The organism is Mesorhizobium sp. M1078, assembly GCF_040318615.1.
In the GTDB taxonomy this organism is placed as follows: Bacteria; Pseudomonadota; Alphaproteobacteria; order Rhizobiales; family Rhizobiaceae; genus Mesorhizobium.
In genome coordinates, this window is record NZ_JAMYMP010000016.1 from 125,363 (window position 1) to 143,417 (window position 18,055).

Genomic DNA, 18,055 nt, shown 5'->3' on the forward strand with positions numbered 1-18,055 from the left:
GCGGCGGCTTCCGGTTCTGGACCAAGCGAGGCGTGACGGGAAGGAGCGAAGCGCCCCTTCCCTGACGTTCCGATCACGCCTGGTCGAGCCAGACCTTGCCGTAGTCGCGCTCGAAGGTCGGATGCATCTTGTAATTCTGCACCGCCTTGACCGAGTGGCTGTAGAGCTTGCGCCAGTATGGCTGGATCATGATGCCGGAATCCTGCAGGATCTGCTCGATGTCCTTCATCATCTCCTTGCGCTTGGCCGCATCGGCAACGGCCAATGCTGCATTGAGCTTGGCATCCCATTCGGGGTTGGAATAGGCCGACTCGTTCCACGCCTCGCCGGTGCGGTAGCCGATCGCCAGAACCTGAACGCCGAGCGGGCGCATGTTCCAGTTGGTCATCGACAGCGGGTACTTGGTCCAGTCGTTCCAGAACGTCGAGCCCGGCAGCACCGTGCGCTTTACCTTGAGGCCGGCGTCGCGCATCTGCGCGGCGATGGCGTCGCCGGTATTCTTGTGCCAGTCTTCGTCGACCGTGATCAGCTCATGCTCGAAGTCGGCCTGGCCGGCTTCCGCCATCAGCGCCTTGGCCTTGGCCGGATCGCGAGCGACTTTGGGCAGCTCGTAATATTCCGGGTGGATTTGGCAGACATGGTGGTTTTCAGCCACCGTGCCGGCATTTCCGTAGCCAAGCTGCAGAACGACATTGTTGTCGACCGCCAACTGCAGCGCGTTGCGCACTTTCTGATCGCCGTAAGGCTTGTTGTTGATGTTGGTGCGGCACACGATGGTCGACGCGGTGACGATTTCGGACTTGACCAGGTCCAGTCCGTCGAGGATCGACACATAGTCGGCCGAGGTCTCGAAATTCGTATGGACTTCGCCGGCCTCGAAGGCACTGACCATGGCTGCCGGATCGGTGCCGTAGTCGACGAATTCGATGCCGTCGAGGAACACCTCGCCGTCCCACCACTTGTTGTCCTCGCGGCGCTTGTAGACCACCTTCTGGCCGACATCGTAGGAGACGAGCTCGAACGGGCCGGTACCGATCGGGCAGGCTTTGAAGTCGCCGCCCTTCTCGTCGAAGCTCTTGTGCACGATGAGGCCGGGATAGTCGCACATGTTCGGAATGAGCGCGATGTCGGCCTTGCCGAGCTTCAGCTTGACGGTGTGGTCGTCAACCTTGGTCACGGCACTTTCGTCGAGTTTGTCGTCCTTGACCAGCGTGCCGAGACGGCCAGGCATCGAATTGCCCTCGGCCTTCTTGTCGGCCCAGCGCTTGAGATTGAAGATGACGTCATCGGCGGTGAAGGCATCGCCATTCGACCAGGTCACACCCTTGCGGACATGCAGCGTGTACTCGGTGGCGTCGTCGTTGACCTCCCAGCTCTCCAGAAGGTACGGGCGAAACGTGTATTCGCTGGTGTACTTGACCAGCGGCTCAAGCGCCTGGCGCTCGGCATTGGCGATTTCCGACCAATCGGCCTTGCGTGGATCCTTGGGATCCTTGACCCATTGCGCGACTTTCAGGATGCCGCCCTTCTTGCCCTGCACCTCTTCGGCCCTGGCTTGGGTCGGCACGGCTACGCCGAGCATGCCGTAGGCCATCGCAGTCGACGCGCCGAACACGCTGGCCATGGCGAGGAACTCGCGGCGATCGACTTTGCCTGCCTTGGCTTCTTCGGCCATGGCCAGGATGTGATCGGGAACGCGATCGCCATTACTCTTGTAATTTGTCATACCTTAACTCCCATTGTTGGCTTTCCGCCTTTTAACATTCCGCATCCCTGCCGTGATGTCAAAGACGGCATGGCTACGGAACCTGTTAGGGAATGTGCAACTTTGAAAAGGGAGCGGTTCGCGTGATAACGACAGACTTGGCGCAAAAGTGCTAGCGCGCCCAGATTCCGCCGGAATCTGCTTAGGCGAGTAACTGATACATTTGGGCGGGTTGAGACAGCGCCAGTTCCGGCGGCGGTAAGGGCCAGGAACTCAATATTCCTTTTCGTAGAATATGCCGCCCTTGGCCTCGCCGCCATCGTTGGCCTCGCCACGCAGCTTGACGCCGCGCCCGACATTGAGGTCGATCGTCGCCTTGCCCGATCCTGGCCTGTCGCCTTTCTGGATCGTCACATAGGTGCGGTCATTGAGATACTTGCCCGCCGACACAGCCGTCCCGCCCTGGTCATCGGTGGTCACATCCAGGTCGTCGACGCCGATTGCACTGCGCAGGTTTTCGAGCAGCGAGGTCGAGCCGCCGACGCCGGCCAGTTGGCCGGCGGCCTCGGCCAGTTGCGCGATCTGCAGCGGCGACAGGTTCGACATAGAGCGGCCGAAAATCAGCTGCGCCAGCACCTCGTCCTCGGGCAGCGCCGGCACCGATGAGAAGTCGAATTTCGGATTGGTCGCTTCGCCCGAGACGACGATGGTGACGGTGGCGCTGGTCGTGGTCGATGTCGCGGTCAAGTTGAGGTAGGGCACCAGCGACCCCGAAAAGCCGACCGTGCCTTCGGTAAAGGTCAGCCGCTTGCCGAGGATCGACAGCCGCCCACGCTGCAAGGTGAAGGTGCCGACCGCCTGCGGCGAAGCCGCCGGGCCGGTCAGCCTCAGCGAACCGCCGAACTCGGCATCGACACCCCTGCCCTGGATGAAGATCTGGTTCGGCGCATTGACCGTGACGTCGAGGACAAGCCCACTGCCGCCACCACCGCTGGCCGCCGCCGGTCGCAAGGCCTTGTCCTGCGCCCGCACGCTGGCGGGGGCGTTCTTGTGCTTGACACCGAGCGCTGCCAGCGAGCCCGGCAGCTTATCGGGAACGGTGATGACGGTCTTGGCCAGGTTGACGGTGCCCGAAATCACCGGCGCCGAGGTGAGCGGCCCCTTGATGGTCAGGTCGCCGCCGAGATTGGCTGTCACCACCCTGCCGTCGGTATAGCGGCCGTCAACCAGCTTGATAGACAAATCGGCTGGGAAACCTTGCGCCGGATTGATGCCGAGTGTGCCGGAGGCCGACAGGCTGCCGCGTGTCGACAGCGTGCCGGTTAGCCGGTTGACCCGGGCAACGCCGTTGCCGATCGAAATGTCGGCGGCAATGTCATTGACGGCAAGGCCGGAGCGCGCGTCGACCAGGCGGGCGCCCGACGTGCTGACCGTGCCGCCGATCACCGGCGACGCCGCCGGGCCGCGCACCTGGATATTGACGTTGGCGGTGCCGCTGAGCGACAGGCCTTGCGCCGCAAGCTTGGCGGCCAGGAAGGAAAATGGCACCTTGCCGTTGAAGTCGAGCACCAGCGCTGGTGTGCCGGCCGTCGTCACCGTACCGCCGCCCTTGAGGCCAAGCCCGGCGCCGTCGCTGATGTCGGCGTTGAAGGTGAGCTTCTTGCCGGCGAATGTTCCCGACGAAGAGATATTCATGCCGCCAAGACCGGCGCTGCGCGTCTGCGAGGTCTGCACCCCACCAGCATCGATATCGAAGGCGACAGTCGGATTGCCCGGCGCGCCGGTTACCTTGACTGTTCCCGAAATCGAACCGGCGGCCTGGAGGCCCGGCGAAAAACTGTTGGCGAGTGAGGCCGGCACCTTCGACAGTGCGGCACTGATGTCGAGTGCCTGCCCGACCTTGCCGGTCACCGTCGCCGTGCCGCCACCGAGATTGAGCACCAGCTTGTCCAGCGTCGTGGTGCCGTTGGCGATGCTGACGGTCGAGGCCTGGGCGATGGCCGCCTTGATGCCCTGCACCGTGGCCTGGCCGGAAGCGAGTTCGATGGTGGTGGTGCCGCCAGCCACCTTTACCCTGCCCGCAGCCTTCGCCGGAATGCCCTTGACGGTGGCGCCGCCGGAAAACCCGGTCCAGTCGCCGTCGTGCTTCAAATCGACATCGATGCCGCTGATGGCGGTGCCGCCGGAAATGACGCTGTCGGCGCGAATTTTGCCCGAGATGACCGGCGCGGCGAGATAGTTGGCGACCAGCGCATCGATCGACACCGTCTTCGCCTGCAGGTCGCCGCGCGTAATCGAAGCGGTCGCAGCCTTGACGGCGACGTTCGGGCCATCCGCGGTCTTGGAGAATGCAATAGTGCCGCGCACATCGCCTTCGGCCTTTTCCAGCGCCAGCGCCGCCAGCGGTCCGATATCGGGCAGGTCGAGCGCGATGGTGCCGACCGGCACGAAAGCCTCGTCGAGCGCAAGGTCGCCGGAAATCCTGTTCTTGCCGAGTGACAGCAGCAGGCCGTTGATGGCGCTCTTGCCGTCGGCAGTCGCCAGCACCGCGCTGCCTTGCAGTGCCTGCCCCGCGACATTGCCGGTCAGTTGCACATTGGCTGCCGGGTTCGCGGCATCGGCCTTGCCGGTCGCAATCAGCTTAAGTCCGGTGATTTCGCGTTCCGCCACCAGCAGGCGGTCGCTGTTGACCGTCAGCGACAGGTCCGGCGCCAGGCTGGGCCCCTGCGCGTTGAGTGCAAAGCTGATCGCGCCTTTGGCATCTTTCGACAACAGCGAGATGTCGGCCAGTGCACCCTTGATATCTGCGCTAAGCTTGTTGTCGGCGAGGCTGGCCTGACCGTCCGCGGTCAGTGCGCCCGACGCCAGCGTGACCGGATTGGCGCTGACATTGCCATTGGCATCCCGCTTCAGCGTGGCGCTGAGCTGCGTGCGCTCTGCCAGCACGCTGCGCGCCGCAGCCGGCAATGCCGCCGACAGCACGTCGGCGTTGAGGTTGAGGTCGATTGCTCCATCGGCAATGCCGACACGGCCATTGAAGGCACTGCCCAGCGCATCGCCCTGCACCGAGCCGCTGTCGATGGTAATCGCATCGGCCGCCAGGCTGCCCGCGACCTTGGCGGTGATTTTGCCGACGATCAGCGGCGCGATGGTCGGATTGTCTAGACCGATCTTGTCCGCCGTCACCGTGCCCGAGATCGGACCGGTTCGGCTTTTCATATCAAATGCATCGGAATGCAGCGCAAGCGCAATGCCCTCGACCTTGGCGTCATCCGTCGCCACCGAAGGCAGTACCGCCGAGATGTCGAGCTTGGCTTGCGCAGCCTGCCCGGCCGCCTTCACCGACAGCGCCTGCAATTCGAGCTTGATCGGGCTTTCCGCGCTGCCCAGCGTCAACGGCAGGCTCGGACCGGACGATGTCAGATCGAGCGCGAAATCGCTGGCGCCGTTCGGGTTGACGGTGCCGGCGGCCTTGCCGGAGATTTTTTGGCCCGACAGCGTCGCCTGATCCAGCACGACGCCGCCGGCCGTCGAATAGCTGCCGGCCGCATCGACATCGAGCGGTCCGAGCCCGGCCTGACGGGTCTGGCTGGTCTCGGCGCCGGCCAGTTTTGCATTAAAGCGAATGTCGGGATTTGCTGACGGCCCGGTGATTTGCGCCGTGCCGTCGAGCGTGCCCGCGGCATCGAGGCCGGGCGAAAAGCCATTGGCAAGCGCAGCCGGCAGCGCCGAGAAGGTCGCCGCCAGATCGAGCGTCTGGCCCGCCGTGCCCGACAGCGTCACCGAGCCGCCGCCGAGATCGACTACCAGCCTTTGAATGTTGGTTATGCCATCGGCAATGGTCAGGCTCGACGGCTCGGCGATCGCCACCTTGATGCCGCGCACCGTCGCCTCGCCGGACGCGATCTCGACGCTGGTCGCGCCCCCGGCAATCTTCGCCCGCCCGGCAGCTGTCGCCGGAATGCCTGATATGGTTGCGCCGCCGGTGAAATTCGTCCAGTCGCCGTCACGCTTGAGGTCGACGCCGATGCCACTGACGACGGTCGTTCCCGAGGTCACGCTCTCGGCCTTGATCGTGCCGGAGATCGCAGGGCTGTTGAGATAGTTGGCGATCAGTGCGCTGACGGTGACTGCCTTGGCTGCCACATCACCGCGCGCGATCGACACGCTGGCTGCATTGATGGTGACAGTGGGAGCCTCGCCGTCTTTGGCGAACACCACGGTGCCGCCGATATCGCCGGCCGCCGTCTGCCCGGCCAGCGACGCCAGCGGCGCGATATCGGGGGCGGAGATCGTCAGCGTCCCCAGCGGCAGGAATTTTTCATCGAGCGTGAGGTCGCCCGACACCTTGTTGTCGCCCAGCGCTACGCTGAGCCCCTTGATGGAGCGCTTGCCATCGCTCGTCACCAGCGCCGCCTTGATGGCGAGCGGCTGTTCGTCGACCGCGCCGGTCAGCGAGACATCTGCGGCCGGGCTCACAATGTCGGCCTTGCCCGATGCGGTCAGCTTGATGTCCTTGACGGTGCGGCCGGAGGCCGTCAGGCTGGCACTGTCGGCCGAAACCGAGAAATCCGGTGCGTTGCGCGCGCCGCTTGCCGTCAGCGCGAAATCGACCCCGCCGGCGATCGGCACGCCGACCAGCGAAGACAGCACCGAGACGTCGCCGAGCTTGCCCTTGATGTCGGCCTGGATATCGCTGCCTTGCGCGCTGGCGGTGCCGCTGGCGCTCAGCGAACCGGAAGTGAGTTCGATCGAGTTGGCGGCGAAAGAGCCCTGCGGATCGCGCGTCGCGGTCGCCGAGAATTTGACCCGTTCGCCAAGCAGCGAACTGATCTGCGGCGGCAGCGCCGTCGACACAGCATCCGCATTCATCTTCAGCGTCATGGCGAGATCGGCCAGCGTCACCTTAGCCGTCAGCCCGGCATTGAGAGCATCGCTGCGCAGCGTGCCTTCGTCGAGCGAAATCTCGTCCCTGCTGATCGAACCGGCAAGAGAGGCCGTCAGCTTGCCGGTGATCAGCGGCGCCAGCGTCGCCACGTCGGTCTTCAGCCCGGCGGCCGCCAGACTTACACTGACCGGGCCGCTGCGGCTCTCGATGTCGAAACCGTCGGAATGGATCTTCGCATCCAGATTGTTCACCTGAGAGCCGCCCGCCACCACCGAGACCAGTGAAGCGCTGGCGTCAATCATCGGCGCCTTGCCGTCACCGAAGGCGCGCGCGGTCACATTGTTGATGGCCACCATGATCGGCTGCGCCTGGGTACCGACATTGACCGTGACCGGCTTGGCTTTGGCCACGAGTTCGACCGAAAGGTCGCTGGCGCCGTTGGGGTCGACCATGCCGGCAGCGGTACCATGAACTGCGTCGCTCTCGATTGCAGCGCGCTCGATGTCGACGCCGCCGGCTGCGGTCGCGGTGCCGGCGAGGTCGAAACTGGTCTTGCCGGCAAACAGCGACTTGAACTGTTGCGGCAGGAACCCTTCGAACGAACCGTCGCCCTTGGCCTCGATCCGGTTGCCCTTGTCGGTCAGCTGGTGCCGGCCGGTGAGCTGGGTAACGATCTGACCGTCGACCATAAAGGTGCCGATGCCGCTCCAGTTGGCCAGCGGCCCGGTGCCCGAGACGACGATGTTGACTGGCGGCGCACCGGGTAGCTTGAGCAGGTTGGCGATGATGCCGCCGGCCGGCTCGGAAGCCTTGAGATCGAGGTCGAGCTTGTTTTCATCCGGCGCGAAGTGGATGTTGGCGTCGACATTGCCTTGCTTGCCGTCATGGCGGGTAACGTTGAGCACCGTCTGGATCGCCAGCGGCGACGCATCGACCTTGGCCGATCCCTTGGCCGCAAGTTCGGCAATGCCGCTGCCGGCAAGTTGCTGGCCGAGCGCGATCTCCGGCAAATCGATCGCTCTGATATCAAGCGAAACCGGCAGGCCGGTCGACCCGCTCTGGCTCGGCTCGGTGCTCGCCACAGGCAGCCGTGCCAGTTCTATCCGTTCGGCCGCTATGCGGTCGGCGCTGAAATTCTTTGACAACAGAGCCAGCGGCGACCAGTCGACGGCCACCTTGCGGGCCACCAGCCAGGCGCCCTCGCGGTCTTCCAGCACGACATGGTCGACCGTCAGCGCGCCGGACCAGATACCGTTAATGCCGCTGACCGTGACTTTGCTGTCCCTTGACGAGGCCATGTCAGAGATGATGCCGGCGAGATTTTCGCGGCCGCGCTCGGTCTTGGTCAGCACGACCAGCGCGCCGATGCCCGCCGCCGCCACGATCAGCAGCGTGTAGAAAAACAGGCGAAGGATGCGTTTCAAAAACTTCATCGTCAGAACGCCTGTCCGATGCCGGCATAGATGCCGAAACGCGGGTCGCCACGGTCGCGGTTGAGCGGCACGGCGGCGTCGATGCGCAGCGGCCCGAACGGCGTGATGTAGCGCAGGCCAACGCCCGCGCCGACCTTCACGTCGGAAAAGTCCGGCGTCGCTGTGGTCGAGACAGTGCCGGCGTCGACGAACGGCACGATGCCGATCGTGTCGGTCAGCGCCATGCGCATTTCGACCGATGTCTCGAAGAAGGAAAGCCCGCCGATCGGCTGATTGTCGATGTCCTTCGGTCCGATGCCCTGATAGGCATAACCCCGCACCGAGCCGCCACCGCCGGAATAGAAGCGCCTGTCGGCTGGAACGTTCTGAAGGCCGGTGCCGACGATCGAACCCAGCGCGACGCGTTCGGCAAGCACGAATTTCGAGGCCGTGTCGAGCGATTGATAGGCCGACCCCTCGCCCCTGAGCTTGAGGAAGGCGGCGCCGCTCAGAATGTCGTAGCTTGGTTCGGCATAGGCCAGAACCCTGAAGCCGCTGGTCGGATTGAGCCGGTTGTCCCTGTTGTCGTAGACATATTGCAGCGGAATGCTGGCGATCAGGTATTTGTGCTTGCCGAAAGCGTCGGTGATCCTGGAGTAGTCGAGCGCGATTTCAGCCGACACCGTCTGCTTCTTGTCGATCTCATAGGACAGGCCGGTGCTGCCCTTGACCGAGAAATGGTCGTAGGCGTCTGGATGTTCGAGCACGGTCTTGACGCTGGCGATGAATTTCGAGGCCGGCCCGACCACGCCCGGCTTCTCGAACATGATGCCGGCATTGTAGTTGAGCTCGCTGAGATCGTTGCTGCCGATGCCGCTGATCTTGCCCTCGATGCGCAGCTTTTCGGCCCGGCCGAACAGATTTCGGTGGCCCCAATAGCCTTCCAGGCCTAGCCCTTCGGTGTTGGAGAAAGTGCCGCCGACGCCGAAATAGCGTGGTTTGCGCTCGCTGACCTGAACGCCGATCGGAATGTTGCCGTCGGCGTCGAGACTGTCGGCTTCCTTCAGCGTCACGCTGTTGAACACTTCGAGCCTCAGCAGCCGGTCGCGGGCATCGTCGATCTCGTCGGGCGAATATTGCCGGCCGCGTTTCAACCCGGTCATATATTCGGTGAACTCGCGATCGACCTTCTCGGTGCCATCGACGGTGGTGTCGCCATAACCGGCAACCGGCCCGGCGGCCACCGTCAGCGTCACGTCGAGCGTTGAGGTGGTGTGCTCGGCCACGACCTGCCTGTCGGTGATCCGGGCCAGCGGCCGGCCCTCCTGCTTCAGCGCCCGCACGATCAGCGCCTCGGCCTTGAGCACGGCGCCCGAGCCGGCATCGCCGCCGGCTATCAGGCCGAAATCGGCGCTCGCCAGCCCGGCGGCATCGCCCTCCAGCCTGATATTGCCAAGTATGAATTTGGGCCCGCTCGAAATGCTGATCACCACCGGCACCGGCTGCGGACCTGTAAATTCGGCATCAGGCGGCAAATCGTCCAGCGCCTTGCCCTGGATAGTGATGGTGACGACGCCTTCATAGCGGGCGTCGGCATAAAGCGCGGCGACCAGCTGTTCGCGGTCGCTACGCGCCTTTGCCAAAAGGCCGAGCGAGCCGGAAACCGGGCGATCCTCGTCGGATTTCAGCGACGAGGCGTTTTCGAGCTTCTTGACCAGGTCATTGTCGGCATCGGGCACTTCGATGGTCACCGCATAGCGCAGCGGGTCGACGATATCGGCGTCTTCGTCATTCGAAGAGCCCCACAATTTGATGCCGAAGAGCTCGAAGGCGGCCGCCGACCCCGATTCGGCAACGAGCACGCTCGAGCACGCCAACGCCACAATCAGCGCGCGCGAAAGCGTGCGCCGTGGCGCACTTACCTTCGACATCTGCGCTTCATACGCCGGCATCAGGACAACCTAGGTTACAAAACTAAAATTGGAATGAAGTTTTGAAGCGCTCGTAAAGGGGCCACAATCCAATTGTCTGAAATAGGCAGGGCTTGGAATTCACACCTTCTGCGTTTTCGCAAGAAAGCGTGATCCCTTTCCCGTGGATGAACTATCGGCATACCGGTCATTGGCCGGTTTGGGAACCGTTGGCGGGCGGAAACCTGCCCGTCCTCGTGTTGACAAGCTTGACTGAAGCTTGAACATGCCGCGGACGTAGCAGTGTCTGGAGGGTGTTATGGCGATGCGCGCGGCGGCTCGTGGTCTGTCGATCTTGATTCTTCTCATTTTCGGCTGGGGGTCTGTAGCGCAAGCGGCCGAAGCCCGCCGGGTGGTGACCTCAAATAATTCCGACTATTTCGGCTTCGATCTCAGATCGGACCAGAATGTCAGCCTCGATCAGTGCAAGACGACATGCCTCGGCGACCCCGCCTGCCGCGCCTTTACTTACAACAACAAGGCCAAATGGTGCTTCCTAAAATCCGACTATAACCAGTTGAAACCCTTCAGCGGCGCGGTCGCGGGCAAGGTCGTCAATGTCGATGGCGACCCCGATATCGGCGCCCCGCCGGAACTCGCCTTCTTCCCCAACTGGATGGCCGACCAGGCCCAGCAATACCGCAACAAGCTGACCGATCCGGCCTATGACAAGCCGACCGACGGGCTGGAATCACTCCGCGCCGCCGCCGAACAGGCTGCACTGACCGGCGACCATGGCCAGGCCATGAACAAATACGAGGCCGCGGTCTCGGTCCTGCCTGACGACGGCCAGCTTTGGCTCGGTCTGGCGCGTGAAACGCTTGCCATACAGCCGGCCAGCGGCACCTCCGAATCCTACAATCTGCCGGTCAAAGGCACCTCCGCCGCCATCAACGCCTACAAGTTGCTGCGCACCACCAAGACCCGCGCCGAAGTGCTGGCGCTGCTCGGCAACGGCCTCGACCGCCGCGATCTCTACCGTCCAGCCCTGCAGGCCTATGAAGCCAGCCTCGCGCTGGTCAGTTCGCCGGCGGTCAAGGCCGAATATGAGGATCTCAAGGCCCGCAAGGGCTTCCGCGTCATCGATCACTCGATCGACGCCGACACCAGCGCGCCGCGCATTTGCGCGCAGTTTTCCGAGGATCTGGTGAAGACCGGCGTCGACTACGCCCAGTTCGTCACCGTCGACAACCAGCCGCCCAAGGGCGTCGAGGCCAAGGACAAGCAGATCTGCGTCGAAGGCCTGGAACACGGCCAGCATTACGAAGTGACCTTCCGCGCCGGCCTGCCGGCCGCAATTGGCGAGGTCACCGCCGCTCCGGTCGTGCTGTCGATCTATGTGCAGGACCGCGCGCCGTCCGCCCGTTTCACCGGCGACAGCTTCGTGCTGCCCGCCGGCGCCCGCCGCGGCATCCCGGTCGTCACCGTCAACATGAATGCCGCACAGATGAAGCTCTACCGCATCGGCGATCGTTCGCTGGCGCAGCTTCTGTCCGGCTATCAGTTCCTGAAGCAGCTCGACGGCTATGATATCTCCAGCATTTCCGACCAGATGGGTGAGCCGGTCTGGCAGGGCCAGCTCGATATCGCCAACGACCTCAACAAGGACGTCACGACGTCGTTCCCGGTCGACGAAGCCTTGCCGCAGCGCAAGCCCGGCGTCTACGTGCTGACCGCGCAAGCGGTAAACGAGAATGACGAGGACAATTACAATTCGCTTGCCACGCAGTGGTTCGTCGTCTCCGACATCGGCCTGTCGACCTATACCGGCCAGGATGGCCTCAATGTCTTTGCCCGCTCGCTCGGAACCGCCAAGCCGATCGCCGGCGCCGAACTGACGCTGCTGGCCAGGAACAATGAAATCCTCGGCACAGCCACGTCGGACGCCGAAGGCCATGCTGTCTTCAACCCCGGCCTGACGCGCGGCGACGGCGGCATGGTGCCGGCCGTTCTGATGGCCAAGCAGGGCGACAACGATTTCGTCTTCCTCGACATGGGCCGCGCCGGCTTCGATTTGTCCGATCGCGGCGTCGCCGGACGCGCCGCACCGGGCGCGCTCGATGTCTATGCCTGGACCGAACGCGGCATCTACCGCGCCGGCGAGGATGTGCATGTCGCAGCCCTTGCCCGCGACGGCGCCTCCAAAGCGGTGGAAAACCTGCCGCTGACCTTCATCTTCACCCGTCCCGACGGCGTCGAGAACCGCCGCATCGTTGCCGATGGCGTCTCGGCCGGCGGCTATGCCGTCGACCTGCCGCTGGAAGCCAACGCCATGCGCGGCACCTGGACGGTGTCGATCTATACCGATCCCAAGCAGGCGGCCGTTTCCAGCCAGATGTTCCTGGTCGAAGACTTCGTGCCGGATCGCATCGAGTTCGACATGAAGTCCGACAAGCAGGAGATCGCCCAGGGCGAAACCGCCAACATCGACATTGACGGCCGCTTCCTCTATGGCGCGCCGGCCGCCGGCCTCGCGCTCGAAGGCGAGCTGACGCTGTCGACGGCGCGCGACTGGGACCGTTTCGCCGGCTATTCGTTCGGCCTTGCCGACGAGCAGTCGGCCGAGCCTTCGGTCACCCCGTTCACCGGTCTGCCGGTGGTCGGCGACGACGGCAAGGCGACCTTCCCGGTCACGGTCGACCAGTTGCCCGCGACCACCAAGCTGGTCGACGCCAAGGTCACGGTTCGCATGCGTGAAACCGGCGGCCGCGCCATCGAACGCTCGCTCAACATCGGCATCCGCCCGCAAGGCCACATGATCGGCATTCGTCCGGATTTCGCCGACAATGAGGTGCCGCAGGGCGGCACCGCCAAGTTCAGCCTCATCGCGGTCGACCCCGACGGCAAGCGCGAGACGCTGAAGGGCGCGCAGTGGTCGCTGGTCAAGGTCGAACGCAATTACCAGTGGTACCGCAACAACAACTCGTGGAACTACGAACCGGTCACCTTCACCAAGTCGATCGCCAACGGCCAGGTCGATCTCAGCGCCGATGCCGAGGCGACCGTGACGATGCCGGTCGACTGGGGCCAGTACCGGCTCGAGATCGAGACTGCCGATCCCGAGGGCCCGGCGACCAGCTATGAGTTCGACGCCGGCTGGTATGTCTCCTCGACCTCCACCGAAACGCCTGATGGGCTCGAGATCGCTCTCGACAAGGACAGCTATGCCGTCGGCGACGTGGCCAAGCTGAAGGTGTCGCCGCATTTTGCCGGCGAACTGCTGGTCACCATCGGCGCCGACAAGCTGCTCAAGACCGTCACGGCAACCGTGCCGGCCGGCGGCAGCACGGTCGACATCCCGGTCGGTGACGACTGGGGCGCCGGCGCCTACATCACCGCAACCCTGCTCCGGCCCGGCGATGCGCAGGAAACCCGCATGCCGGCGCGCGCCATCGGCGTAAAATGGCTGACGGTCGACCCGGGCTCGAAAAAGCTCGCGGTTACCCTGACGCCGCCGGACAAGACGATGCCGCGCCAGCAGCTGTCGATCCCGGTTTCGGTCGCCGGCGTAGCGCCGGGCAGCAATGCCTATGTCACGGTCGCTGCCGTCGATGTCGGCATTTTGAACCTCACCAACTACAAGGCGCCGGATCCGGAGGGCTGGTATTTCGGCCAGCGCATGCTCGGGCTCGAAGTCCGCGACATCTATGGCCGTCTCATCGACGGCTCGCTCGGCACCAGCGGCAAGCTCAGGACCGGCGGCGACGGCGCCTCGATGCAGCCGCAAGGCAGTCCGCCGACCGAAAAGCTGGTCGCCTTCTTCTCCGGCCCGGTCCAGCTCGACGCCGACGGCAAGGCGAGGATCGACTTCGACATCCCGCAGTTCAACGGCACCGTGCGCGTCATGGCCGCCGCCTGGACCAAGGAGGCCGTCGGCCATGCCACGACCGATGTCATCGTGCGCGATCCGGTGGTGATCACTGCCGGCCTGCCCCGCTTCCTGGCGCCTGGAGATGCAGCGATCATGCGGCTCGACGTCGCCGACACCGACGGTCCGGAGGGCGACTATGCCCTGTCGATCGCCACGACCGGCGACCTCTCGACCGGCGACAAGCCCTTGCCCGAAAAGCTGACTCTCGCCAAGGGCAAGCGCCAGACGCTGACCGTGCCGCTGATTGCACAGACGGCGGGCAATGCCTCGATCACCATCAAGCTCGCCCATGGCGACGGCACCGCCGTCGAGCAGACGCTGTATGTTCCGGTGCGTCCGGCGCAATTGCCGGTCACCACCCGTCTGGTCGTCGACCTCAAGGGCAATGGCGGCTCGCTGCGCGTCGACAAGGAGCTGCTCGCGGCAAGCCTGCTCGACGGCGCCTCGATCAGCGTCGGCGTTTCGCAGGCTGCCGCCTTCGACGTGCCGTCGCTGCTGATGACGCTCGACCGCTACCCCTATGGTTGCGCCGAGCAGACCACCAGCCGCGCCATGCCGCTTCTCTACGTCAACGATCTGGCGTCCGGCGTCGGCATGCAAAGCGATCCCGAACTGCACGACCGCGTCCAGGCCGCCATCTACAAGGTGCTGAGCTACCAGGCTTCGGCCGGCAGCTTCGGCCTGTGGGGTCCGGGCTCCGGCGATCTGTGGCTCGACTCGTACGTCACCGACTTTCTGACCCGGGCGCGCGAGCAGAACTACGACGTGCCGGCCCTGGCGATGAGCCAGGCGCTGAGCAATCTGCAAAACTCGATCGGTTACGACCAGGACGTCCAGGATCGCGGCAGCGAAATCGCCTACGCGCTCTATGTTCTGGCCCGCAACAAGAAGGCCTCGGTCGGCGATCTGCGCTACTACGCCGACACCAAGCTCGAAGCCTTCTCGAGCCCGATGGCCGTCGCCCAGTTGGCGGCGAGCCTGGCGCTCTACGGCGACGCGCAGCGTTCGGAAGCAACCTTCCAGACGGCGCTGCAGCTGGCCAAGTCGACCACCGAATACGACTACTACCGGTCCGACTATGGCTCGCGGCTGCGTGATGGCGCCGCGATCCTGGCGCTCGCCGCCGAATCGAAGCCGGCGCCGACCATCGTGCCGGAGCTGATCCGGCTGGTGGCAAGGGAACGCGCCGATGCCCGCTGGACCAGCACGCAGGACGAGTCCTGGATGCTTCTGGCGGCCCGCGCGCTGAAGTCGGGCAACGACTCGATCACGCTCTCGGTCAACGGCGCGCCGCATGCAGGTGGATATTCCAACCACCTCAGCGGCACCGACATTGCCGACAGCCCGCTGACCATCGCCAACACCGGCGCCACGCCGCTGCAGGCGGTCGTCACCACGGTCGCCTCGCCGGTAGAGCCCTTGCCGGCCGGCGGCGACGGCTTCACCATCGACCGCACCTACTACAAGCTCGATGGCACCGAAGCCAACGTCACCGAGGCGACGCAGAACGAACGCTACGTGGTCGTGCTCAAGGTTTACGAGCAGAACCGCTGGCCTTCGCGCCTGCTGATCACCGACCTGTTGCCGGCCGGCTTCGAGATCGACAATCCGGGCCTTGTCTCCAGCGCCCAATTGTCGAACTTCACCTGGCTGGCGCAAACGGACGCAGCCCATCTCGAATTCCGCGACGACCGTTTCGTCGCGGCATTCGATCCCAATGACGGCGATGGCGACCGCAACATCATGCTGGCCTACGTCGTGCGTGCGGTAACGCCGGGCACCTACGCCCATCCGGCAGCCACGGTGGAGGATATGTACCGGCCGCAATATTCGGCCCGCACCGCCACCGGCATGATGGAGATCAAGGCGCCGTAAGGCGCCTTGACGAAGATGAACACGCCGATGTCCGCGACCATCTCCTTCTCCCCGCTATGCGGAGAGAAGGAGCCGGCAGGCGGATGAAGGGCACCACCATGCTCTCCAGAAAATTTCTCCGTCGAACAGGCATCGCCGCCGCCTCCCTCGTCGGCTTTGCGGCGATCGCTGCCGCTTTTCTCTGGGAACTCGACCGCGCTTTCCCGCCGCCACTGCCCGAAAAACTCACCGTCTCCACCGAAGTCCAGGATCGTGACGGCCAGCTGTTGCGCGCCTTCGCCACGCCGGACGGTTACTGGCGGCTCGACACTCATCTCAATCAGGTCGACAAGCAGTTCGTCGACATGCTGGTCACCTATGAAGACAAGCGCTTCTGGGACCATGATGGCGTCGATATGCTGGCGCTGGCGCGCGCCGCCAGCCAGTTCGTCACCAGGGGCCATATCGTCTCCGGCGGCTCGACTTTGTCGATGCAGCTTGCCCGGCTGATCGAGCCCCGCGAAAGCCGCAGCCTCGGCTCGAAAATCAAGCAGATGCTGCGTGCCATCCAGATCGAGCGGCGGCTGTCCAAGCAGGAGATCCTCGAGCGCTACCTGACCTTGGCGCCCTATGGCGGCAATCTCGAAGGCGTGCGTGCCGCCTCGCTCGCCTATTTCGGCAAAGAGCCGAAGCGGCTGACGGTCTCGGAAGCAGCACTGCTCGTCGCCTTGCCGCAATTGCCGGAAAAGCGCCGGCCCGACCGCAATCTCACCATCGCTCATGCCGCCCGCGACCGCGTGCTGACCCGCATGGTTTCGGCAGGCCTGCTTGGCGAACGCGAGGCCGCGCGCGCCGCCCTCGACGACGTCCCGGGCCTGCGCCGCAAATTGCCGGCGCTGGCGCCGCACGCCGCCTACGCCATGCTGCCCAAGGCCGTCCCCGGCAAGCCGCTGCAGCTGACGATCCGCAAAAGCGTCCAGCAAGGACTGGAGCAGGTGGCGCGCGATGCCGCGATCAAACTTGGGCCGCGCCTCTCCGTCGCCATGGTGATGGCCGATGCCCGCACCGGGGACATCCTCGGCGAAGTCGGTTCGGCCGATTTCTTCGACGCCAGCCGCTCCGGCTGGATCGACATGACCAGGATCGTGCGTTCGCCCGGTTCGACGCTGAAGCCGTTCATCTATGGCCTCGCCTTCGAGCAGGGGCTGGTGGCCCAGGAAATGCTGATCGAGGACAGCCCGGTCGATTTCGGCGGCTACCGGCCGAAGAATTTCGACATGGGCTATCAGGGGGATGTCTCGATCCGCCAGGCGCTGCAGCTGTCGCTCAACGTGCCGGCAATCCGCGTGCTCGACTCTGTCGGCCCGGCACGGCTGATGGCGCGCTTCCGCCAGGCCGGCGTCAGCCCGGTGCTGCCGGTCAACGAGGCGCCGGGCCTCGCCATCGGCCTCGGAGGCGTCGGCGTGACGCTGCGCGATCTCGTCCAGCTCTATACCGGCCTCGCCAATGGCGGGAAGGCAAACACGCTGCATGACGGCACCGAGCCGGCCAATGCCGAGCGCACCACCGCCACGATCCTCGACGCCCAGGCGAACTGGCAGATCACCGACATATTGTCGGGCGTAAAGCCGCCCGAGGGCGCCTTGCAGCGCGGCATCGCCTACAAGACTGGGACGTCCTACGGCTACCGCGACGCCTGGTCGGTCGGCTTCGACGGCCGCTACGTGCTGGGTGTGTGGGTCGGCCGCGCCGATGCCGGTGCGGTGCCCGGCCTGTCCGGCTATGTCTCGGCCGCCCCCATCCTGTTCGAGGGCTTCGTCCGCTCCGGCCTCACCGCCGTCCCGTTGCCCAGCCAGCCGGCCGGTGTCCTCAAGGCCAGGCGCGAAGACCTGCCGGTGACATTGGGGCGCTTCGGCGCCGGCGCCGACGGACTGGTGCAGGCAGGCCCGACGGAACCGGCGCCAACGATCATTTTCCCGCCCAACGGCGCCCGCGTCGATCTCGCCACCAATTCCGCCGAGGCCTCGCCGCTGGTGCTGAAACTGCAAGGCGGCCGCGCGCCGTTCCGCTGGCTGGCCAATGGCAAGCCGCTCGTCGGCATCGACCGCCGCCGCACCGCGACCTGGCTGCCCGACGGCGCCGGCTATTCAACGCTCACCGTCATCGACGCCGTGGGACGCGCGGCAAGCGTGAAGGTGTTCGTTGAATAGATGGCGCCAAGCGATTCAGGGGATTGGGCTTCTTCGCCTGAAACCCGGCGCGAGGCACCCCCCGGGGGGGGGGGGGGGGGGGGGGTGTGGGGCGGGGGCGGGGGCGGGGGGGGGGGGGGGGGGGGGGGGAGGGGGGGGGGGGGCG

General features: G+C 64.9%; 5 protein-coding genes. 2 read left to right on the forward strand and 3 right to left on the reverse strand.

Going from position 1 to position 18,055, the window contains the following annotated elements; translation table 11 throughout:
* Positions 1-73: 73 nt before the first annotated feature.
* The 3 genes from NKH38_RS21135 to NKH38_RS21145 all read right to left on the reverse strand — a co-directional run bounded on the left by NKH38_RS21135 (position 74) and on the right by NKH38_RS21145 (position 9,957).
* Positions 74-1,726 (reverse strand): ABC transporter substrate-binding protein, encoded by a 1,653-nt coding sequence (locus NKH38_RS21135; RefSeq protein WP_023668187.1) that lies wholly within the window; start codon positions 1,724-1,726, stop codon positions 74-76.
* Between the two features lie 252 nt (positions 1,727-1,978).
* A complete protein-coding gene (locus NKH38_RS21140; RefSeq protein ID WP_352761944.1) occupies positions 1,979-8,026 on the reverse strand; it encodes a translocation/assembly module TamB domain-containing protein in 6,048 nt (2,015 codons plus the stop codon).
* A 2-nt stretch (positions 8,027-8,028) separates the two neighbouring features.
* Entirely contained in the window at positions 8,029-9,957 is a 1,929-nt protein-coding gene (locus NKH38_RS21145; protein WP_352761945.1) for an autotransporter assembly complex protein TamA, read from the reverse strand.
* Between the two features lie 277 nt (positions 9,958-10,234).
* Here NKH38_RS21145 and NKH38_RS21150 point away from each other — a divergent pair, with 277 nt between their 5' ends.
* Both NKH38_RS21150 and pbpC read left to right on the forward strand, forming a co-directional pair.
* Positions 10,235-15,721: an alpha-2-macroglobulin family protein gene (locus tag NKH38_RS21150; protein ID WP_352761946.1), complete on the forward strand. Its 5,487-nt coding sequence runs from the start codon at positions 10,235-10,237 to the stop codon at positions 15,719-15,721.
* Between the two features lie 83 nt (positions 15,722-15,804).
* Positions 15,805-17,910, forward strand: coding sequence for a penicillin-binding protein 1C (gene pbpC, locus NKH38_RS21155; protein WP_352761947.1), 2,106 nt, complete (start codon positions 15,805-15,807; stop codon positions 17,908-17,910).
* Positions 17,911-18,055 lie beyond the last annotated feature (145 nt).